This is a genomic window from Streptomyces iconiensis (assembly GCF_028657195.3).
Taxonomy (GTDB): Bacteria; Actinomycetota; Actinomycetes; order Streptomycetales; family Streptomycetaceae; genus Streptomyces; species Streptomyces iconiensis.
The window spans coordinates 1-21,479 of sequence record NZ_JANCPR020000044.1 but is presented as its reverse complement, the minus strand read 5'-3'; the positions used below and the strand labels follow the sequence as shown (position 1 = coordinate 21,479).

At 71.9% G+C, this 21,479-nt stretch carries 13 protein-coding genes; 9 read left to right on the top strand and 4 right to left on the bottom strand.

Annotated features, from left to right (window positions below):
• Positions 1-59: 59 nt before the first annotated feature.
• From NMN56_RS32885 to NMN56_RS32875, 3 genes are all read right to left on the bottom strand, one after another.
• A complete protein-coding gene (locus tag NMN56_RS32885; RefSeq protein WP_274040812.1) occupies positions 60-1,754 on the bottom strand; it encodes an alpha/beta hydrolase in 1,695 nt (564 codons plus the stop codon).
• An 89-nt stretch (positions 1,755-1,843) separates the two neighbouring features.
• Positions 1,844-3,553: an alpha/beta fold hydrolase gene (locus tag NMN56_RS32880; protein WP_274040811.1), complete on the bottom strand. Its 1,710-nt coding sequence runs from the start codon at positions 3,551-3,553 to the stop codon at positions 1,844-1,846.
• A gap of 365 nt (positions 3,554-3,918) precedes the next feature.
• Positions 3,919-6,924 (bottom strand): flippase-like domain-containing protein, encoded by a 3,006-nt coding sequence (locus NMN56_RS32875; protein ID WP_274040810.1) that lies wholly within the window; start codon positions 6,922-6,924, stop codon positions 3,919-3,921.
• A 170-nt stretch (positions 6,925-7,094) separates the two neighbouring features.
• Here NMN56_RS32875 and NMN56_RS32870 point away from each other — a divergent pair, with 170 nt between their 5' ends.
• The 5 genes from NMN56_RS32870 (at position 7,095) to nudC (ending at position 17,261) form a co-directional block, all read left to right on the top strand.
• On the top strand, positions 7,095-7,487 hold the full coding sequence (locus tag NMN56_RS32870) for an MGMT family protein (protein WP_280842672.1): 393 nt from the start codon (positions 7,095-7,097) through the stop codon (positions 7,485-7,487).
• 161 nt (positions 7,488-7,648) lie between these two features.
• The gene (locus NMN56_RS32865; RefSeq protein WP_274040808.1) at positions 7,649-11,284 is read left to right on the top strand and encodes an ATP-dependent helicase; all 3,636 of its coding nucleotides are present in this window, start codon (positions 7,649-7,651) and stop codon (positions 11,282-11,284) included.
• A 42-nt stretch (positions 11,285-11,326) separates the two neighbouring features.
• A complete protein-coding gene (locus tag NMN56_RS32860) occupies positions 11,327-14,767 on the top strand; it encodes an ATP-dependent helicase (RefSeq protein WP_274040807.1) in 3,441 nt (1,146 codons plus the stop codon).
• Positions 14,768-14,777: 10 nt separating this feature from the next.
• On the top strand, positions 14,778-16,187 hold the full coding sequence (locus tag NMN56_RS32855) for a dipeptidase (protein ID WP_274040806.1): 1,410 nt from the start codon (positions 14,778-14,780) through the stop codon (positions 16,185-16,187).
• Between the two features lie 117 nt (positions 16,188-16,304).
• Positions 16,305-17,261: an NAD(+) diphosphatase gene (gene nudC, locus NMN56_RS32850; RefSeq protein ID WP_274040805.1), complete on the top strand. Its 957-nt coding sequence runs from the start codon at positions 16,305-16,307 to the stop codon at positions 17,259-17,261.
• A gap of 143 nt (positions 17,262-17,404) precedes the next feature.
• Here the strand turns inward: nudC and NMN56_RS32845 are convergent, their stop codons facing one another.
• Positions 17,405-17,647 carry a mycoredoxin gene (locus NMN56_RS32845; protein ID WP_274040804.1) on the bottom strand — a complete coding sequence of 81 codons (243 nt, stop codon included), beginning with the start codon at positions 17,645-17,647 and terminating at the stop codon, positions 17,405-17,407.
• Between the two features lie 152 nt (positions 17,648-17,799).
• Between NMN56_RS32845 and NMN56_RS32840 the strand changes: the two genes are divergently transcribed.
• The 4 genes from NMN56_RS32840 to NMN56_RS32825 all read left to right on the top strand — a co-directional run bounded on the left by NMN56_RS32840 (position 17,800) and on the right by NMN56_RS32825 (position 21,352).
• Entirely contained in the window at positions 17,800-20,004 is a 2,205-nt protein-coding gene (locus NMN56_RS32840; RefSeq protein ID WP_274040803.1) for an ATP-dependent DNA helicase UvrD2, read from the top strand.
• 217 nt (positions 20,005-20,221) lie between these two features.
• Positions 20,222-20,497, top strand: coding sequence for a hypothetical protein (locus tag NMN56_RS32835; protein WP_280842670.1), 276 nt, complete (start codon positions 20,222-20,224; stop codon positions 20,495-20,497).
• A gap of 133 nt (positions 20,498-20,630) precedes the next feature.
• Positions 20,631-20,999, top strand: coding sequence for a WhiB family transcriptional regulator (locus NMN56_RS32830; RefSeq protein ID WP_274040801.1), 369 nt, complete (start codon positions 20,631-20,633; stop codon positions 20,997-20,999).
• Positions 20,996-21,352 (top strand): hypothetical protein, encoded by a 357-nt coding sequence (locus NMN56_RS32825; RefSeq protein ID WP_274040800.1) that lies wholly within the window; start codon positions 20,996-20,998, stop codon positions 21,350-21,352. Before NMN56_RS32830 ends, NMN56_RS32825 begins: the two co-directional genes overlap by 4 nt.
• Positions 21,353-21,479 lie beyond the last annotated feature (127 nt).

Below are 21,479 nucleotides of genomic sequence, written 5' to 3'. Positions count from 1 at the left end.
GGCCCGTACGCACCACGCGTACGGGCCTTCGGCGTTCTCGCGCACCACAGGCGGCCCGGTCAGGGGCAGACAGTGCCGCCCCTGGGTGCCTTGCCGTCCAGGAGAAAGCCGTCGACGGCGGCCTTCACGCAGGTGTCACCCGCGTCGTAGGAGCTGTGGCCCTCGCCCTTGTAGGTCACCAGGCGTGCGCCGCCGCCGATCGCGTCGGTCATCTTGCGCGCACCGGCGTACGGCGTCGCGGGGTCGCCCGTGTTACCCAGCACGACGATCGGCGCGTCGCTCTCCGTGCCGACCTCGACCCTGTCGCTGCTGCCCCGTACCGGCCAGCCGTCGCACATGGCCAGTCCCCACACCTGGGAGGGCCCGAAGACCGGCGAGGCCGCGCGGAAGTCGGATGTGTACTTCTTGGCCTCCTGGGGCGTGTAACGGGTCTTGCTGTCGGCGCAGTTGATCGCTGTACCGGCCTCCTGGGAGTTCGTGTACTTGCCGTCCTCGCCCCTGCCCGTGTAGGCGTCGGCGAGGGTGAGCAGGGTGTCTCCCTTGCCGTTCTTGGCCTCCTGGAGGGCCATGCTCAGCGGCATCCAGGTCTCCTGCGAGTACAGCGAGGCCCCGATGCCCGTCAGCGCCAGCGACTCGGTCACCTTCCGGCCCGAAGCCGTGGACAGGGGTTTCTTGTCGATCTTCTTGAGCAGTGCGCTCAGCTGCTCAGGACCCTTCTTGGGGTCCTTGCCCATGGGGCAGCGGGGCAGCTTCTCGGCGCAGTCCCTGAGGTAGTTGTCCAGCGCGTGCTGGAAGCCGGCGGTCTGGCGGACGGCCATCTCACGCATGCCCAGCGTGGGGTCGACCGGCGCGTCCAGGACCGTACGGCCGACGCGCTCGGGGAACAGGTGCGCGTAGACGCCACCGAGCTGCGCCCCGTAGGAGATGCCGAAGTAGTTCAGCCGCTCCTCACCGAGAGCGGCCCGCAGCAGGTCCATGTCGCGGGCCGTGTTCTCGGTGGTCAGATGCGGCAGTACCTTGCCGGCGCGCTTCTCGCAGCTCGCTACGGACTCCTTCTGGAGGGCGAGCAGCGCCTTCTCCTCGGCCGGGCTGTCCGGGGTGGTGTCGGCGGCGAAATCCGCGTCCGCCTGCTTGTCCGTACGGCACTTCACGCCCGCGCTCTCGCCGACTCCGCGCGGGTCGAAGCTCACCAGGTCGTAGCCCTCACGCAGCTTCTCGTAGCTCTTGGGCGCCGTCAGCGGCAGCACGGCGACGCCGGAGCCTCCGGGGCCACCGAAGTTGAAGACCAGGGAACCCTTGTGCTTGCCCTGCGAGCGCGCCTTCTTGGCGGCCTGTGCGCGGACGACGGCGAGGTCGATGTGCGTGCCGTCCGGCTTGCCGTGGTCGAGCGGCACCCGCAGCTTGGCGCACTGCCAGGAGGTGCCGTCGGGCAGCTGCTCCGGTGCGGTGCGCACCTGGTACTGCTTCGCGGTCGGCCCCGGGCAGGACTTCCAGGCGAGCTTGCCCCCACCGGGTGCGGCCGGGCCGCCCTCGCTGGATTGCTCACCTGGCCCCTTGCCGGTCCGTTCGGGGTCCCCGCCGCCGTCCGTGCACCCCGTGAGCACCAGTGCGGCAGCGGCCAGGAGCGCGGCACCGCGCGGTACGGAACCGGCCCTTCGCGCACCTCCTGTGTGCGCGCTTCTGCCGTGCGCACCACTGGCGTCGCGTTCGCGTGCCAGGCCCCGCCGTACCCATGCGGACATACCTGCCGACATCGTGATGTCCCTCCCCGAACCCCACCGACCGTACGGACCTTCCCTGTACGGCACTTTACGTACGCCGCGCACCGCACGGCGGTCTCGGGTCATGCGCAGGTGCTGCCGTCGGCGGGAACCTTGCCGTTCAGCAAGTAGCCGTCGACACGGGCGCGCACGCACTTGTCCTTGCTGTCGTACGCGCCGTGCCCCTCGCCCCTGTAGGTGAGTTCCACGCCGACGCCCTCGCCGAGTTGCTTCTTCATGTTGCGGGTGCCCCCGTAGGGAGTCGCGGGGTCGCCCGTCGTGCCCACCAGAAGGATCGGGTCGGAGCCCTGCGCACCCACCGTGGGTGCCTTCCACTGGCCCTTGACCGGCCAGTCGTGACACTGCACGAGACCCCAGGCCGACATGGGGCCGAAGACGGGGGAGGCGTGGGTGAAGTCCGGGAGCCTGGACCTGATGTCGTCCGCCGTGTAGCGCTGCTTGGCGTCGGCGCAGCTGATCGCCGTCAGCGAGGACTGGAGCGTGCTGTAGGTGCCGTTCTGGTTACGGCCGTTGAGCGCGTCCGCGAGCATCAGCAGCGTGGTGCCGTTGCGGTCCGTCATGGCCTCCTCCAGGCCCTGCGAGAGCATCTCCCACATGTCCTTGGAGTACAGGGACTGCGCGATGCCTCCCTGGGCGAGCGATTCGGTCAGCTTGCGACCGCTGTCGGTCGGCAACGGCTCGGCGTCGAGCTGGGTGAGCAGCTCGGAGATCTGCTGCTTGCCCTCCTCCGGGTCCTCTCCGACCGGACAGCTTCCGCCCCGTGAAGCGCAGTCCTTGAGGTAGTTGTCCAGCGCGAGCTGAAAGCCGCCCGTCTGGCTGAGCGCGCCCCGCACGGGCGAGGACGTCGGGTCGACGACGGCGTCGAAGACCGCGCGGCCGACCTTGTCGGGGTACAGGTGCGCGTAGACGCCGCCCAGTTCGGTGCCGTAGGAGATGCCGAAGTAGTGCAGTTTCCTGTCGCCGAGCACATGTCGCATGAGGTCCATGTCACGGGCGGTGTTCTCGGTGGTGAGGTGGGGGAGGCGGTCGGCCGCCTTCTTCTCGCAGCCGTCCGCGAAGGAGCCCTGGCGGGCGAAGAGCCCCTTCTCCTCGTTCTTGGTGTCGGGCGTCGAGTCGGCCGCGAAGTAGGCGTCCAGCTTCTTGTCGCTCAGACAGTTGACGCCCTCGCTGCGCCCCACTCCGCGCGGATCGAAGCTGACCAGGTCGTAGCGCCCGCGCAGCCTGGCGTAGTCGTCCGCGAACGACGGCAGGGTCGCCACGCCCGAGCCTCCGGGGCCGCCGAAGTTGAACACCAGGGAACCGATGCGCTTCCCGCCGCCCTTGCGCGCCTTGGCGCGGATCATCTCGACCCCGATGGTCTTTCCCTGTGGCTTGTCGTAGTCGAGCGGCACCTTCAGCTTCGCGCACTCCCACCGTGCGCCGCCCGGCAGCGGCGTGGGCGACCCGGCGTCCTCGCCCTGTGCGGCGTTCGGCGCGGGGCAGCGCGACCACGCGGGGCGCTGCCGGGTCAGCGCGTCGGGCAGCGCGGGGGAGCGCCTGGGGGAGGCGCTCCTGGAGGTGGAGGGGGGCGTGGACCGCGATGTCTTCTTGGACGCGGACTTGGAGGCGGGCGGGCGGGACGTGCTGCCGGTCTTCCCCGTGTCCTGCTTCTGCCCTCGGTCCGGGTCGTCGCCACATCCCGCCGTCCCGGCGGCAGCCAGCACGAGCGCCGCGGCCAGCGCTGCCACCGCCCGCGCGGAGCGGGTCGGCCGTACGGAGCGGAGAGCGGGCATGGGACGTCCTCCCGACGGATGGCTGGGAGATTCATCGTGCGTACGGGACCGGCGCCGGAGCGCGCTGTGTGATGCGTACGGGTGGTGACCGTGCGCAAGGAAGGCGCGCCGGGCGGGTGGCAGGCCCGTACCGGCCCCTGCCGGTCCGCACCGGCCCGTACCGGCGACGGGCTGCCGGGCCACTACTGGAGGCGCGTTACTGCCTGGCCGCGTAGTGGTCATCCACTGGTGGCGTGCCGCCCGGCCGCCTACTGGTCACCTACAGGTGACGGACTGCCCGGCCGCGTACTGGACATCCACTGGCGGCACGCTGCCCGGCCGCGCGCCGGGCCACTACGGGCGGCGTACTACAGGGAGCCCGCGCGCTACAGCGCACCCTTGCGCGTCAGTTGGGTGAAGGACAGCCAGCCGGGAAGCACCGGCATCCAGAGTGTCAGCAGCCGGAAGAGCAGTACGGCGGGCGTCGCGACCTCCTTCGGGACACCGAAGGCGATCAGTGCCGCGATCAGCGCCGCCTCGACGGCGCCCAGGCCACCCGGTGTGGGCGCCGCGGAGCCGAGCGCGTTGGCCGTCAGGAAGACCACGGCGAGGTTCGCGTAGCTCGTCTCGTAGCCGAACGCGCGGATGCACGCGTCCAGGCACATGACGAAGGCCAGCGTCAGCAGCAGCATGCCCAGCACGCCCGTGAGGAGCTTCTGCGGGCGCTGCACGACATCCAGCATGCGCGGCACCACGCCGGCGAACAGGGAGCGCACCCGGTCGGAGACGAAGCGGCGCAGCGCGGGGACCGCCGTGACGATCAGCACCAGCACGGCGGCCGTCAGCAGCCCGGCGATGACCGTGCGCGAGGGCGACAGGGTGGGGGTGTGCTCGGTCCCCGTGATGTACCCGAAGAGCAGCAGCAGGGTGATGTGGCTGCCGAGCCCGAAGAGCTGTGAGGCGCCCACGCTCGCCACCGCGTGCCCGGGGCGCACACCGGCACGCTGGAGGAAGCGGGCGTTGAGCGCGACACCCCCGACGGCGGCCGGTGCGACCAGCTTCACGAACGAGCCGGCCACCTGGGCCTGCACCGTGCGCCAGAACGGCACCTTCTCGGGGACGAACCCGAGCAGGGACATCGTCGCGCACAGGTAGGTGAGCGAGGAGAAGATCACCGCGCCGCCGACCCACGCCCAGTTGGCCGCGAGCACCCGGTCGAGCGGCACCTGGCTGAGCTGGGTCAGCAGGAAGTAGGCGGCCAGGGTGCCCGCGATGAAGCTGACGAGCGTACGGGGCTTGATGCGCTCCAGGCGGGCCGGCTCTATGGGCGCCTGCGGCCGGATGAGCAGCACCTGTTCGCGGATCTGCGCGAGCATGTCCTCCTCGCGTGCACCTTCCAGCGCCTCGTCTATGGCCTTCTTCTCGGCGTGCTTCTCCGCGCGCAGCGATTTGCGGTGCGCACGCCCGCCCGGCTCGCCCTCCGGCTCGGGCCCCGTCTCGGTCGACGCCTCCCTGGCCTTCATCTCCTTGTTGGCACGCGACGCCTCGATGACCGCCTGGCGTTCGCGCTGCGCGCGCTCCTTGGCCTGCCTGCGGAGGGTCGTACGGGTGCTGCGGCTGAGCGCGATCGGCTGGAGCAGCGGCAGGCTGTCGGCGATGGCATCGGGGCCCAGCACGTCAACGGCCGCGGCGACGGCCCGTTCGGCGCCGACGCGCAGTCCGAGCGTCGTCAGGAACTGCGCCACGTCCATCCGCAGGATCAGGTCGCCCGCCGCGATCTCACCGCCCCGCAGGTCGGTCAGGTAGACGGCGCCGGAACGATCCACCAGTAGTGCGTCGCCCACCAGCCTGCGGTGCGCGATACGGCGTGACTGGAGCGACTTGACCTGGCGCCAGGCCGTCCGCATCAGCCCGTCGGTGATCTCCTCGTCGGGCAGCGAGTCCAGGCTGCGCCCGCCGATGTGCTCGTAGACGAGCATCACGGCGTCGGGGCCCAGTTCGGACGTGGCGATCAGCCGGGGCGCGTTGGCGCCGGCGGCGATGGCGGCGTACGCCAGCAGGGCCTCCTGCTCCAGCGCCTGACGCAGCGACTGGAGGCTGCGCCGCTGGGTGATCCCGCGCAGCGCGAGCCTGCGCCAGACGCGGTAGAAGAAACCGTGCGCCTGCTGTTCGCGGTCCACGACTGTGACATCGAGGGGCGGACCGTCCTCCAGGGTCACGCGGTAGCGCCGTCCCCGGTCGTTGTGGTCGCGCCTGTCGGACTCTGTGGGGTCCTCCACCCTCAGCGCGCTGACCGGTTTGAAACCCACCCGGCGCAACCCGGCCAGGAGGGTCTGCCCGGTCGGCCTGACATTGGGCGTGCCGACCGCGTAGAGGGTGCCGTAGGCGACGGACCAGCCGATGAGGATCGTGATCAGGATGGAGAACGGCGTCGTGTACCCGGGGACCAGCACGGCGAACGCGTTCAGCAGCAGCACAGCCCACAGCAGGACCCGCCAGCGCGGGCGGCGTGCCATCCCCACGGCCGTCATGTAGGCGATGACCGGCGCCAGGTAGCTGTGCACCGGGTTGGAGGCGTCACCGGAGGTGCTGGCCTTGATGAGCGCCTGGCGCAGCGAGTCGGGGGCCGCCTGTGTGACCCACAGGTCCACGGCAAGGGAGGCGCCGTGCGCCAGTACGGCGGCGAGCACGCCGTCCGCGATCCGCAGCCCGTCCCGTTTGATCAGGCGCTCGATGGCGAAGGCGACGGGCACCAGGAGAACGGCGATGCTGGAGGCCAGCCCCGTCAGGCTGATCAGCAGGTCGGGAGCTTCCCCCGTGCCCTTCTTGATGTCCTCCGTGAGCCCCGCCGTGGTGCCGTGCGCGAAGTTGGCGACCGTGAGGACGAGGGCGATCCCGAGCAGACCGAGCACCAGCCGGAGCAGGTCGGAGGGGCGGTGCACCCGCGCGGACAGCAGCGGCTCGTCGCTCTCGATCTCGATACGGTCGGCGCTCGCCACGGCCTCCAGCGTCTCGCCGGGCGCGAGCGTCTCCGTGGCCCTCTTACGGGTCGGACCGCCGGGGTCTTCCGTGGGTGCGGACGGGCCGTTCGCCGGGGTGTCATCCCCAGGGGCGTCCTTCGCGGGGGTGGCTCCTTCCGGGCCGTCCTCCTCAGGAGTGTCCCCGCCCGCGGCGGACCCGGCAGCTCCGGCCGGTGCGGCGGACCCGGCCGGCCGGGCCGACCGCCTGCGCCACCACGGGAAGGCGCGGCGCTCGCGCCGGCTCCCGACGGGGCTCCGGTCCTGCTCGGAACCGTCGGCCGGGGCAGCACTTCCGGCGGCAGGGGAGCCCTCTGTGAGGGGCTCTTCGCCCTGCCGCTTCCCGGCTCTCGTCTCGTCCTGGTCCCGTATCACTCGTCACCGCCCGGAAGATGGTGGCACGAGGGGACGGCTTCTGGTGGCACGAGGGTGCATTCCAGGGGCGGGGGGTACGGGAGCGTCACGACCGTTCCCGCCGCTGCCCACCGGCGCTTCCGGGCCTCAAGTCGGCACGGCTGTCGGTGGCATGAGGCACCATGTCCCGCATGTCTGGAGACAAGGGGCTGCCGAAAGGGCACGCCGCGCTCCGTGACGGCGCTCCCCCCGAGCTGCCGGATTACGCGGAGCGCGTACTGGACGTGGCCGACCTGATCCCGCCGGGGCGCGTGATGACGTACGGCGACATCGCGGAGTGGCTGGAGGAGGGCGGCCCGCGTCAGGTGGGCCGGGCCATGGCGCTGTACGGCGGCGCCGTGCCCTGGTGGCGCGTGGTGCGGGCCGACGGCGTTCCACTGCCGGGGCAGGAGCGGGAGGCGCTGGAGCACTACCACGCGGAGGGCACACCCCTGCGGGAGACCGCGGGCCGCTCGTCCCGCGCCGGGGGTCACGTGCCGCGTATCGACATACGCCGGGCCCGGTGGGACGGGAACGGCGGGTGACCCCCCGCTGCGGCTGCTCACAGGTCCCAGCTTCCGTCATGCCGAACGGGCCCATGCGCTGAGCAGGCCGTACGGAGTACAGGAGCGATGCGCTGCGACTCGTGTGCCCGCTGGCGTAGCGTCTGCACCACCCCGCACAGACCCTCCCCTAGGCGACCCACGTGAGCTCCTCCATCCCGTCCGATGCGCATCAGCGGCCCCGCGAGCCCGGTGCGTACCGGCTGGTGCGCGCTCTGGAGGGACCGGTCGATCTCCCTGCGTGTGACGCAGCGCAGCGGGCTGTGGTTGACCACAAGGGCGGACCGCTTCTCGTCCTCGCGGGGCCGGGCACGGGCAAGACCACCACCCTCGTCGAGTCCGTCGCTGCCCGCGTGCACGAGGGCGTGGACCCCGAGCGCATCCTTGTCCTCACCTTCAGCCGTAAGGCCGCCGTCGACCTGCGCGACCGGATGGCGGCCAGGCTCTCCCACGGCGCCCAGGAGAGCCACGCCACCGGGCCCAGGCCGAGCGCCCCGCAGGCGACGACGTTCCACTCGTACTGCTACGGGCTCGTCCGCGCACACCAGGACGCCGACCTGTTCGCCGAGCCCGTCAGGCTGCTGACCGGGCCCGAACAGGACCTGCACATCCGCGAGCTGCTCGAAGGCCAGCTCGTACTGGAGCGCAAGGGCCGTGCCGCCACACGCTGGCCCGACGAGCTGCGCGCCTGCCTCACCACCAGGGGCTTCGCAGACGAGGTCCGGGCGGTGCTCGCCCGTAGCAGGGAGTTGGGGCTCGGGCCCGACGCGCTCGCGGCCTTCGCGCGCAGCACGGGACGGCCGGACTGGGGCGCGGCGGCACAGTTCCTCGCCGAGTACCTGGACGTACTGGATGCCCAAGGGGTGCTCGACTACGCGGAACTGGTGCACCGCGCGGTACTCCTCGCCGAGCGCGAGGAGGTGGCTGCCAAGTTGGGCGCCGCCTACGACGCGGTGTACGTCGACGAGTACCAGGACACCGATCCCTCCCAGGTCCGCCTGCTGCGTGCCCTCGCCTCCGGCGGCGCCCGTACGCTCGTGGCCTTCGGCGACCCCGACCAGTCCATCTACGCGTTCCGCGGCGCCGACATCAACGGCATCCTCGGCTTCCCCGACACCTTCACCCAGCCGTCAGGCGACCCGGCCCCGGTCCATGTGCTGCGCGCCAACAGGCGGTCCGGTGAACGCCTACTGGCGGCCACCCGGGAACTCACGGCCCGGATGCCGCTCACCCGCCTCCCCGCAGCCGCCGTACGCGCACACCGCGCGCTCACCCCCGCACGCGAGGGCGGCAGGGTCGAGGTGTTCACCTGTCCGACCGCGGGCGCCGAACTGGACAACATCGCCGACCTGGTACGCCGCGCCCACCTCGAAGACGGCGTGCCCTGGAGCGAGATGGCCGTCCTCGTACGCGCAGGCGGGCGCTCGCTGCCCGTGGTGCGCCGTGCCCTCACCTCGGCCGGCGTGCCCCTGGACGTGGACGGCGCCGACGTACCGCTGCGCCATGAGCCGGCCGTCGCACCGCTGCTGACGGCCCTGAGAGTGGCGGCCACGGGCGCGCTGGACGGCGTGGGCGGCACGGAAGGCGGCGCGGGGGAGCCCGGCCCCGAGGAGCCGGACGAGCCCGGCGGACCCGACGGCTCCGACGCCCCCGGAGATCCGGAGCCCGGCGCCGACGGGTCCGGTCTCGGTGCGGGGGAGCCCGCCGCCTCCGGGACCACCGCGGAGCCCGCGACCGGGAACGCGACCGGAACCGGGACGGGAACCGCGACCGAGACGGCGCTGGCACTCCTCTCCTCGCCGCTGGGAGGCATGGACGCCGCCGATCTGCGCCGCCTCGGGCGGGCGCTGCGCGAGGAGGAACGCGCGGCCGGAGTGAAGGTGCCGCGCCCCTCCGACGTGCTCCTCGCCGAGGCGCTGGCCGAACCCGAACGCCTGGTGGCGCACACCCCCGCCTCCGGCGGCCCCGGTGGCGGCCACGGACAGGGCGCGCACGCGCTGGGACTGCTGCTGCGCAAGACGCGCGAACTGCTCGCCGGAGGAGGCACGGCAGAAGAGGCGCTCTGGGCGCTCTGGGAGGGCACCTCCTGGCCGGAACGCCTCGAACGGGCCGCGCGCAGAGGCGGCCCCGCCGGGCGCAACGCCGACCGTGACCTGGACGCCGTGTGCTCCCTGTTCGAGGCAGCCGCCCGCGCGGAGGAGCGCAGCGGCGGCAGAGGCGCGCTCAACTTCCTTGAGGAGCTGGAGGCCCAGGACATCGCGGCCGACACCCTGGCAGCCCGCGCGGTGCGCCCCGACGCCGTACGGCTCATGACGGCGCACCGTTCCAAGGGACTGGAGTGGCGGCTGGTCGTCGTCGCCGGTGTGCAGGAAGGGCTGTGGCCCGACCTGCGGCGCCGCGGCTCGCTGCTGGAGGCCGACCGCATCGGCCGCGACGGCATCGCGGAACCGCTCTCTCCTGGTGCGCTCCTCGCCGAGGAGCGCAGGCTGTTCTACGTAGCGGCCACCCGCGCGAAGGAGCGCCTGGTGGTCACCGCCGTACGCGCCCAGACCGAGGACGGGGACCAGCCGTCCCGGTTCCTGAACGAACTGGGCGTCGAGCCCAAGGCGGTCGGCAGCCGCCCGCGCCGTCCCCTGTCGGTGCCCGCGCTCGTCGCTGAGCTGCGCGCCACCACGGTCGACCAGGACGCCTCGCCGGCGCTGCGCGACGCCGCGGCTCGGCGGCTCGCACGGCTCGCCGCCGAGCGTGACGACGAGGGCTACGCGCTCGTACCGTCCGCGCACCCGCAACGCTGGTGGGGCCTGAACGCGCCCACGCGTTCCGACGTACCCCTGCGCGACCGTGACCAGCCCGTCGCGCTGTCCGGCAGCGCGCTCGAACAGCTCGCGCACACCTGCTCGCTGCAGTGGTTCCTCGGCCGTGAGGTGCGGGCCGACGAGCCGGCGACCGCGGCGCAGGGCTTCGGGAACGTCGTGCACGTACTCGCCGACGAGGTCGCCTCGGGCAGCGCGCCCGCCGATCTGTCCGTCCTCATGGAACGCCTGGACGCGGTCTGGGACGGACTCGTCTTCGACGCACCCTGGAAGTCGCGCCAGGAGAAGGAGAACGCCCGCGCGGCACTGGAGCGGTTCCTGCGCTGGCACGTCATGGCGCGCGGCGAGGGACGCGAGACGGTGGGCAGCGAACACGGCTTCGACGTGACCCTGGAGGCGGGCGAGCACACCGTCCGTGTGAGGGGAAGCATGGACAGGGTCGAACGGGACGGCCAGGGCCGCGCCTACGTCGTCGACTTCAAGACAGGCCGTACGCGGCCCACGGGCCCCGAAGTGGCACGCCACCCCCAGCTCGCCGTCTACCAGCTCGCCGTACGGGAAGGCGCGGCCGACTCCCTCTTCGACGGCGAGCGCCCCGAGCCGGGCGGCGCCGAACTGGTGCACCTGCGTCTGGGCGCGGCCAAGCGTGACGGAGGCGACACCCTGCCGTCCGTACAGCGCCAGGACCCCCTGGGAGCGCAGGGCACCGAACAGGGCGCCGCGGACGCCGGACCAGGAGCCGCGGACGGCGAACCTGGCACCCCGGGAAGCGATCCGAGCACCACGGGGAGCGCGGAGGGCACGCAGGGCACCCAGGGTGGCGACTGGGTGGGCGAGCTGCTGGCGACGGCGGCCGGCAAGGTACTGGACGAACGGTTCGCGCCGTCCCCCGGCCAGCACTGCACACACTGTGCCTTCCGTGCCGCCTGCTCGGCGCGGCCCGAGGGCCGCCAGATCGTCGAGTGACCCCGGTCCCGGCTGTCAGAGCCGGGCGCTAGCGTCTCTCCTGTGTCCCCACAGCTCACCGACCCCGAGCAGCTCAATGAGCTGCTGGGCATCCCGTTCACCCCGGAGCAGACGGCCTGCATCACGGCGCCGCCGGCGCCGCAGGTGATCGTCGCCGGCGCCGGCTCGGGCAAGACCACCGTCATGGCGGCCCGCGTCGTCTGGCTGGTCGGCACGGGACAGGTCGCTCCCGAACGCGTCCTGGGCCTCACATTCACCAACAAGGCGGCCGGCGAGCTGGCGGAGCGGGTACGCAAGGCCCTCGTACGCGCCGGGGTCACCGAACCGGACCCCGCAGGACCCGCCGACTCCGAGCACGCGCCAGGCGAGCCCCAGATCTCCACGTACCACGCCTTCGCGGGGCGGCTCCTCACCGAGCACGGGCTGCGGCTCGGCATGGAGCCCTCCGTACGGCTCCTCGCCGACGCCACCCGCTTTCAGCTCGCCGCCAACGTGCTGCGCGCCGCCCGGGGCCCCTTCCACGCCCTCACCAAGTCCGTCACGGCGCTGGTCGAGGACGTCCTCGCCCTCGACGGCGAACTGTCCGAACACCTCGTGGAACCCGACGCACTGCGCGCCTACGACGCGGACCTGCTCGGCGAACTTGAGGGCGTACAGCTCACCAACGAGAAGCTGCGCAAGGTGCCCCAGGCGGCGCTCGCGCGGGGCGAGTTGCTCGGCCTCGTGGAGGAGTACCGCTCCCGCAAGCGCGCCCATGAGCGCATCGACTTCGGCGACCAGATCGCGCTGGCCGCCCGGCTCGCCCGTATGCCGGAGGTCGGCCGCTCACTGCGCGAGCAGTTCTCCGTCGTACTCCTGGACGAGTACCAGGACACCTCCGTGGCCCAGCGGGTCATGCTCGCGGGGCTCTACGGAGAGGGAACGGGCCACCCCGTCACCGCCGTCGGCGACCCCTGCCAGGCCATCTACGGCTGGCGCGGTGCGTCCGTCGCCAACCTGGACGACTTCCCCCGGCACTTCCCCCTCGCCGATGGCACCCCCGCCCGCCGCCAGTCCCTCAGCGAGAACCGGCGCAGCGGCGGGCGCCTCCTCGACCTCGCCAACGGCCTCGCCGCGCCCCTCAGGGAGCGCCACGCGGGCGTCGAGGCGCTGCGGCCCGCCCCGGGCGCCGAACGGGACGGGCGGGTGCGCTGCGCCCTTCTGGGGACGCGGGCAGAGGAGACCGAGTGGCTGGCCGACTCGCTCGCCCACCTCGTCCGCACGGGCACGCCGCCCGGCGAGATCGCCGTCCTGTGCAGGGGCGCGGCCGACTTCGCCGAGATCCAGGGCGCGCTGGTCGAACGCGACATCCCCGTGGAGGTCGTCGGCCTGTCCGGACTGCTGCACCTCCCCGAGATCGCCGACCTCGTCGCCGTCTGCGAGGTCCTTCAGGACCCCACGGCCAACGCCTCCCTGGTCCGGCTGCTGACCGGGCCGCGCTGGCGCATAGGCCCGCGCGACCTGGCCCTGCTGGGACGGCGTGCCGGCCTCCTCGTACGCCACCAGCGTGCCTCCCCCGACGACGATCCCGACGTGCGCCTCGCAGCCGCCGTCGAGGGCGCCGACCCGGCAGAGCTGAGTTCGCTCGCCGACGCGCTCGACACCTTCCTGGACTCCGACGGGTACGAGGACGAACTGCCGTTCTCCGCCGAGGCCAGAGTGCGCTTCGCGCGGCTGGCCGCCGAGATCCGTGACCTGCGCCGCTCCCTCGCCGACCCCCTCATGGACGTGCTGCACCGCGTGCTGACCGTGACCGGGCTGGAGGTCGAACTCGCCGCCTCGCCGCACGCCGTGGCGGCCCGCAGGCGCGAGACGCTCGGCCAGTTTCTCGACATCGCCGCCGGTTTCGCCTCGCTGGACGGCGAGGCCACCCTGCTGGCCTTCCTGGGGTTCCTGCGTACCGCCGTGCAGTACGAGAAGGGACTCGACAGCTCACTGCCCGGGGGCGAGAACACCGTCAAGGTCCTGACGGCGCACAAGTCCAAGGGCCTGGAGTGGGACGTGGTCGCCGTGCCGGGACTGGTCGCCAAACAGTTCCCCAGCGAGCAGGCACAGGACTCCTGGCTCTCCCAGCCCAAGGTGCTTCCTTACGCGCTGCGCGGTGACACCGCGACCCTCCCCGAGGTGGACGAATGGAGCGCCAAGGGGCTCAAGAACCACGACACGGCCCTGCGCGACCACCAGGCAACAGAGGAACTGCGGCTGGGATATGTGACGTTCACCCGTCCCCGCTCCCTTCTCCTGGGCTCGGGCCACTGGTGGGGCCCCTCCCAGAAGAAGCCCCGTGGCCCTTCGGCGTTCCTGGAGGCGCTCCGCGCCCACTGCGAGGCCGGCCCAGGACACGGCGAGGTCGACCACTGGGCAGACCCCCCGGCCGAGGACGAGGCCAACCCGGCACTGGAGGAACCCGCCGAGGACCGCGTGTGGCCGCTGCCCCTGGACCGCGACGCGATGGCCCTGCGCAGGGCGGCTGCCGACCGGGTGCTGCACTACCTGGACGCCGCGCCCGAACCTCCGCAGCACACAGGGAGCACGCACACGGCTCCGGAACACGCGGACCCGGAGTACGTGGACCCGGAGTACGCGGAAGAGGAGTACGCGGATCCGGGGCACCCCGGAGACGGGGAACGTGAACACCACGGGGACGCCGACGACGGCCACGCCCGCGAATACCACGAGGGCCCCGGAAGCGAACTGGCCCCGGAAGAGGCCAGGTTGGCCGCCGCCTGGGACCGGGACCTGGACGCGCTCACCTCCGAGCTGCGCCGCTCCCGTACCGCTGTGCGCGACGTACCGCTGCCCCGTACGCTCACCGCCTCGCAGCTTCTGCGCGTCGCCGCCGACCCCCAGCGCTTCGCGCGCGAGCTGGCCCGCCCCATGCCACGCCCGCCGCAGCCGGCCGCGCGCAGGGGAACCCGTTTTCACGCGTGGGTGGAGTCCCGCTTCGAGGAACTGACGCTCCCGATGCTCGGCCCGGACGAGCTGCCCGGGCTGGACGGCGAGGGCCCCGACGGCGGCGAGCCTCCCCGTATCGCCGACGAGCGCGACCTGGAAGCGCTCAAGGAAGCCTTCGAACGCACCCCGTACGCGCACCGCACGCCCTACCGCGTCGAGGCACCCTTCCAGCTGAGCCTCGCGGGGCGGGTCGTACGCGGCCGTATCGACGCCGTCTACCGCGACCCCGGCGCCGAGGGGAGTGTGAGATACGACATCGTCGACTGGAAGACCGGCCGCAGCCAGGACGCCGACCCACTCCAGCTCGCGGTCTACCGCCTCGCCTGGGCCGAACAGCAGGGCGTCCCGCTGAGCGCTGTGAGCGCCGCGTTCCTCTATGTGCGCAGCGGCGAACTCGTGCGACCCGGCGTGCTTCCCGGCCGCGCGGAGCTGGAGCGGCTGCTACGTGGTGAGCGGCCGGATGCGGAGGGAAGCGCGGACGCCCGATAAGGTCGATGGCATGAGCACCACCCCGGCTCCCCCGGACAGCGCTGTCCGGGCCTTCATCGAAGACCACCGTTCCGCGTTCCTTTCGGACCTGACCACATGGCTGCGGATTCCCTCCGTCTCCGCCGATCCGGAGCACGCGGACGACGTACGGCGCAGCGCGGAATGGCTCGCCGGCAGCCTGCGGAGCACGGGGTTCCCCGTGGCCGAGATCTGGGAGACCGAGGGCGCACCCGCCGTCTTCGCCGAGTGGCCCTCCGACGAACCCGACGCACCCACCGTGCTCGTCTACGGGCACCACGACGTGCAGCCCGCCGCCGTCGCCGACGGCTGGGACAGCGACCCCTTCGAACCCGTGGAACGGGACGGCCGCCTGTACGCGCGCGGCGCGGCGGACGACAAGGGGCAGGTCTTCTTCCACACCCTGGGAGTGCGCGCCCACCTCGCCGCAACGGGCCGCACCGCACCGGCGGTCCACCTCAAGCTGCTGATCGAGGGCGAGGAGGAGTCCGGTTCACCGCACTTCCCCGACCTGGTGCGCGAGCGCGCCGACCGGCTCGCCTGCGATGCGGTGGTCGTCTCCGACACCGGCATGTGGGACCCGGAGACCCCCACGGTCTGCACCGGTATGCGCGGGCTCACCGACTGCCAGATCGACCTGTACGGGCCCGACCAGGACGTGCACTCCGGATCCTTCGGCGGCGCCGTACCCAACCCGGCCAACGAGGCCGCCAGGCTCGCAGCCGCCCTCCACGACGAGGACCACCGTGTCACCCTCCCCGGCTTCTACGACGGCGTCGTCGAGCTGACCGACGAGGAACGCGCACTCTTCGCCGAACTGCCCTTCGACGAGAAGGCATGGCTGCGCGCTGCCCACTCCCACGCCCCGCTCGGAGAACGCGGCCACACGACCCTGGAGCGCGTCTGGGCCCGGCCGACCGCCGAGGTCAACGGCATCGCCGGCGGCTACCAGGGACCGGGCGGCAAGACGATCGTGCCGTCACGCGCGCAACTCAAGCTCTCCTTCCGTACGGTCGCCGGCCAGGAAGCGGAAAAGATCCAGGAGACGCTGCGCACCTGGGTCGCCGACCGCCTCCCCGCCGGCATCGGGCACGAGATCACGTTCTGGGGCACCACACGCCCCTGCCTGACCCCGCTCGGCCACCCCGCGCTCCAGTCGCTCGTACGCGCCATGGGGCGTTCCTTCGGAAAGCCGGTCCGCTTCACCAGGGAGGGCGGTTCGGGCCCTGCGGCCGACCTCCAGGACGTGCTGGACGTACCCGTTCTCTTCCTGGGCATCTCCGTACCCTCCGACGGATGGCACGCGCCCAACGAGAAGGTCGAACTGAGCCTCCTCATGAAAGGCGTCGAAACCTCCGCCTACCTGTGGGGAGACCTCGCGGAACACTGGAACGGGCGCTGACCCCGGCGCGACCCCCACCGCCACGCACGCCCGCACACCGTCCATGTCCGGCCCACCGTCCCCTGACCCGGCATCCGGGCAGGGAGACCCTGATCCCAGGGGGAGTAGGAAGCACCAGTGACCACCTCGACCCACCAGAGCGCAGCCGCAGACCGCCGCCCCATCACCCTCACCACCACAGGCGGCATCGACCGCGCCTCCCACCACCGGATGGACGAGGCGTGGCTGGCGGCGGCGTGGAGCCACCCCACCACGCGCGTCTTCGTGGTCTCCGGTGGCCAGGCGCTGGTCGAGGACAAGGACGACGGCAGCACCGAGCTGGTGATGATGCCGTCCTTCGACGCACCGTTCACCGAGGCCCACCGCTACTTCCTGGGCATCGACGGCGACGGTGTGCGCTACTTCGCGCTCCAGAAGGACACCCTCCCGGGCCGGATGGACGCCATCGCGCGCCCGGCCGGGCTGCGCGAGGCCGGGGTCCTGCTCTCCGACCGCGACAGCGAACTGATGGTCCACGCCATCGGTCTGGAGAACTGGCAGCGCACCCACCGCTTCTGCTCGCGCTGCGGCGAACGTACGGTCATCGCAGCAGCCGGACACGTGCGCCGCTGCCCGGCCTGCGGCGCTGAGCACTACCCCCGTACCGACCCGGCGGCGATCATGCTCGTCACCGACGACCAGGACCGCGCGCTACTGGGCCGCCAAGTGCACTGGCCCGAGGGCCGCTTCTCGACACTCGCCGGCTTCGTCGAACCCGGCGAGTCGATCGAGGCGGCCGTCGTCCGCGAGGTCGCCGAAGAGGCGGGTGTCTCGGTCGGCTCCGTCGAGTACGTGGCCAGCCAGCCCTGGCCCTTCCCCTCCAGCCTGATGCTGGGCTTCATGGCACGGGCCACCTCGCCCGACATCCAGGTCGACGGCGACGAGATCGAAGAGGCCCGCTGGTTCTCCCGCCACGACCTGCGGGCCGCGATCGAGTCCGGGGAGGTTCTGCCTCCCTCAGGGATCTCGATCGCGGCCCGCCTGGTCGAGCTCTGGTACGGAGAGCCGCTGCCGCGGCCCCTCGGCAGCGCCTGACCGCCGCAACGCACGCGGATACGGGCGGTTCAGGATGGGCGTCCGGAACGCGTCCGTACGGGCGCCCAGCACGGGCGGGCGCCCTGAACGCACGCATACGGGCGTCCGGCGAGCCGGGCCGCCCGTATCCGCGTGCCGGAGCGTTACGCGCCGACCTTCTCCTTGACCTGCGCCAGGGAAGGGTTGGTCAGCGTGGACCCGTCGGGGAAGAGCACGGTCGGCACCGTCTGGTTGCCGCCGTTCGCCTTCTCCACGAAATCCGCCGAATCCGGGTCCTGCTCGATGTTGACCTCGGTGTACGGAATCCCGGCGCGCTCCATCTGGCCCTTCAGCCGACGGCAGTAGCCGCACCAGGTGGTGCTGTACATCGTCACAGTGCCCGCCATCTGTCCAGTGCTCCTTCGTGATCGGTGAGTGCAGTGGGTGAACGCGTGACCATGCCCGGCCATTCCCCACCCCACGCGCATTCATATGACAAACCCCGCCCGCCTGTGGACAAGCGGCTCGGGGGTCACCGGCGACCTGGCAGCATGGCCGTGTGACAGCAGCAACGGACTCCACACTCTTCCCGCAGGTCCCCGACTCCCCTGACGCCGTGCTCGAAGGACTCGACCCGGAGCAGCGCGAGGTGGCGACGGCCCTGCACGGTCCCGTGTGCGTGCTGGCGGGCGCGGGCACCGGCAAGACGAGAGCGATCACCCACCGCATCGCATACGGCGTGCGAGCCGGCATCCTGCCCGCCACCAGCGTGCTGGCTGTCACCTTCACGCACCGCGCGGCCGGGGAAATGCGCGGCAGGCTGCGCCAGCTCGGAGCGACCGGCGTCCAGGCCAGGACATTCCACTCCGCCGCGCTGCGCCAGCTCCAGTTCTTCTGGCCGCGCGCCGTGGGCGGAGAGCTGCCTCCGCTGGTGGAGCGCAAGGTCCAGCTCGTCGCCGAGGCGGCGGCCCGCCACCACATCAGGCTGGACCGCAACGAACTGCGGGACGTGACGGGTGAGATCGAGTGGTCCAAGGTCACCCAGACCGTCCCCGAGGACTACCCGGCAGCCGCCGCGAAGGCCGGCCGTGCGGCCCCGCGCGACCCCGCCGAGATCGGCCGGATCTATGCGCTCTACGAGCAGCTGAAGCGCGAGCGTCCGGTGATCGACTTCGAGGACGTCCTGCTCCTCATGGTCGGCGTGCTCCAGGACCGGCCCGACATCGCGGAGACCGTGCGCGGCCAGTACCAGCACTTCGTGGTGGACGAGTACCAGGACGTCAGCCCGCTCCAGCAGCGCCTGCTGGAGCTGTGGCTCGGCGACCGCGAGAGCCTGTGCGTCGTCGGCGACGCCAGCCAGACCATCTACTCCTTCACCGGCGCGACCCCCGACCACCTGCTCGACTTCCGCACCCACCACCCCGGCGCGACCGTCGTCAAGCTGGTCAGGGACTACCGCTCCACCCCCCAGGTCGTCCACCTCGCCAACGGACTGCTCGCCCAGGCCAGTGGCCGCGCCGCCGACCAGCGACTGGAACTGATCTCCCAGCGCGACCCGGGCCCCGACCCCGTATACGCCGAATTCGCCGACGAACCGGGCGAGGCCGAAGGCGCGGCCAGGCGCATCCGCGGCCTCATCGACGCCGGCGTCCCCGCCAGCGAGATCGCGGTGCTCTTCCGTATCAACGCCCAGTCCGAGATCTACGAACAGGCGCTCGCCGACGTCGGCGTGCCCTGCCAGCTCCGCGGCGCCGAGCGCTTCTTCGAGCGCCCCGAGGTCCGCGAAGCGGGCGTCGCCCTGCGCGGAGCCGCACGCGCAGGAGGGAACGACGCGCTGCTCGACAACGCCGTCGACCTCCCCTCCCAGGTACGCGCCGTCCTCGGAACCAAGGGCTGGACCGCCGAGGCCCCCGCCGGCTCCGGCGCCGTCCGCGACCGCTGGGAGTCCCTGGCCGCACTGGTGCGGCTCTCCGTCGACTTCTCCGCAGCACAGCCCGAGGCCACCCTCTCCGACCTGGTGGCCGAGCTGGACGAGCGCGCCAAGGCCCAGCACGCCCCGACCGTCGAAGGCGTCACCCTCGCCTCCCTGCACGCGGCGAAGGGCCTGGAGTGGGACGCCGTCTTCCTGGTCGGCCTCACGGACGGCATGCTCCCGATCACCTACGCCAAGACAGAGGAACAGATAGAGGAGGAGCGCAGGCTGCTCTATGTCGGCGTCACCCGCGCCCGCCGCCACCTGACCCTCTCCTGGGCCCTCGCCCGCTCGCCCGGAGGCCGCCCGAACCGTCAGCCGAGCCGCTTCCTCAAGGGCCTGCGCCCCGGCGGCTCCGGTGCGGCCCCGCGTGCGGGCGCCCCCACCGGAAGCGTGACCGGCGGCGCCGAACGCCCCGGCACGGCCTCCCGTACACGCGTGCGGCGCGCCCCGGCGCGCTGCCGGATCTGCGGACGCTCCCTCACCGACCCCGGCGAGGTGAAGCTGATGCGCTGCGAGGACTGCCCCTCGGAGCTGGACGAACTGCTCTACGAGCGGCTCCACCAGTGGCGATCGGAACAGGCCACCTCGCTCGGCCAGCCCGACTACTGCGTCTTCACCGACAAGACGCTCCTCGCCATCGCCGAGACGGTGCCCGACAACGAGGCCGCGCTGTCCAGGATCTCGGGCGTCAGAGGCCGCAAGATCCAGCAGTTCGGGGCCGACGTCCTCGCCCTGTGCGCAGGCGAGGAGCTGCACAGGGCACAGCAGGACGACACCGGAACCCCCTGACCCCGCCCGCCCGCCGGCGGCCCCGTCCATGTCACAGAAGCTGTGACAGAAAGCCGGGAAAAATAGTTTGCGCCTGCCGTCCGAAGCCTCATAGCCTTCCGGACATGGAGAGGGCGGGGCTTTTCGCTTCTGCCTGATCCATGCTGTACTAAGTCCCGAACATTCCCGGACTGGCCTCGCGGCCGGTCCCTTGAGACGCCGAGAGGAGGCGAGACCAGTGAGCGAACTCATGACGATCACCAAAATGACCGGTCACTCGGTCGTTTACACCTGCCTGCTCGGCTCTCGCCTCTACAGCACCGGTGTGTCCGGTGTCGTCCCCGGCGGCAATGAGCGACCGACCAAGGCACCCGCGGTAGCAGCAGCACAGGCACAGGCACGCGCCGATGTCTTTGCCGTCGCGGTCAACGGTGCCGGTGAGGGACACCAGAAGACGCAGCACCAGACGATGTGGGCCTTCCGTGGGCTCGAACCCTGGAGAGATCCAGCCTGATCGGCGAGATCAGGTCGGCACCTTCCAGGGCCGCGGAACCCATACAGGGATCCGCGGCCCTTCTGTTTGCCCCGACCGGCCACCAGCCGGACCGACAAGACAACAGACACCAACAGACGAGGAAGAACCGACAGTGCACACCGAGACGCACACACACACGCTGCGCCCCGCGCCTTCTCTGCCGCCCGATGCCACCACGGAGGACACCTTGACTGCCCCGCTCACCACTCTCACCGAACTCGACGACGCCATCGAGCGTCTCGGCGTCGACGTTCCCTGCCGCTCCTACGACCCCGAGGTCTTCTTCGCCGAGTCCCCGGCCGACGTGGAGTACGCCAAGTCGCTCTGCCAGACCTGCCCGCTGCGCGAGGCATGCCTGGCGGGTGCCAAGGACCGCCGCGAGCCCTGGGGAGTCTGGGGCGGCGAGCTGTTCGTCCAGGGTGTCGTCGTCCCCAAGAAGCGGCCCCGCGGGCGTCCCCGCAAGAACCCGGTGTCGGCGTGAACACCCGCCGGCCCGGAAGGCCCGCCCGCCGCCCGGCGGCCGGAACGATCGACAACCCGTCGGCGCTCGACCCGCGTACGCATCACCTCACGAAGCAGGACCCCACGATGGCGACCACCCACGAAACCACCACCCGTACACACTCCGACGCGACAGCCGTCCGTCAGAACAGGACCCGTGACATGCAACTCCTGCCAGAATCCATGGCCCGGGCGCAGATGCAACACAGATCGCGCGAGGCCGAATCCGAACGCAGGGCGCTGCGGGTAGTCAACGCGCGGCGCCTCCAGCGGAAGGCCGAGCGCGCCACGCGCCGCGCCCGGCGAGCACTCGCCATGGCTGTCATGCAGTGACGCCCGCGACACGTGCGACGTCCTGCACCGCCGTACCGACCACCGCGGTCAGGCGAGCCAGCGACGTGAACGATTCACACCGGGGAGCCGGGGTCCATGGCCCCGGCTCTCCGCCGTTCTCGGGGCC

Excerpts from the sequence above, each read along its gene's own strand:
- NMN56_RS32885 (WP_274040812.1), bottom strand. The coding sequence starts at position 1,754 with ATGTCGGCAGGTATGTCCGCATGGGTACGGCGGGGCCTGGCACGCGAA.
- NMN56_RS32880 (WP_274040811.1), bottom strand. The coding sequence starts at position 3,553 with ATGCCCGCTCTCCGCTCCGTACGGCCGACCCGCTCCGCGCGGGCGGTG.
- NMN56_RS32870 (WP_280842672.1), top strand. The coding sequence starts at position 7,095 with ATGTCTGGAGACAAGGGGCTGCCGAAAGGGCACGCCGCGCTCCGTGAC.
- NMN56_RS32855 (WP_274040806.1), top strand. The coding sequence starts at position 14,778 with ATGAGCACCACCCCGGCTCCCCCGGACAGCGCTGTCCGGGCCTTCATC.
- NMN56_RS32845 (WP_274040804.1), bottom strand. The coding sequence starts at position 17,647 with ATGGCGGGCACTGTGACGATGTACAGCACCACCTGGTGCGGCTACTGC.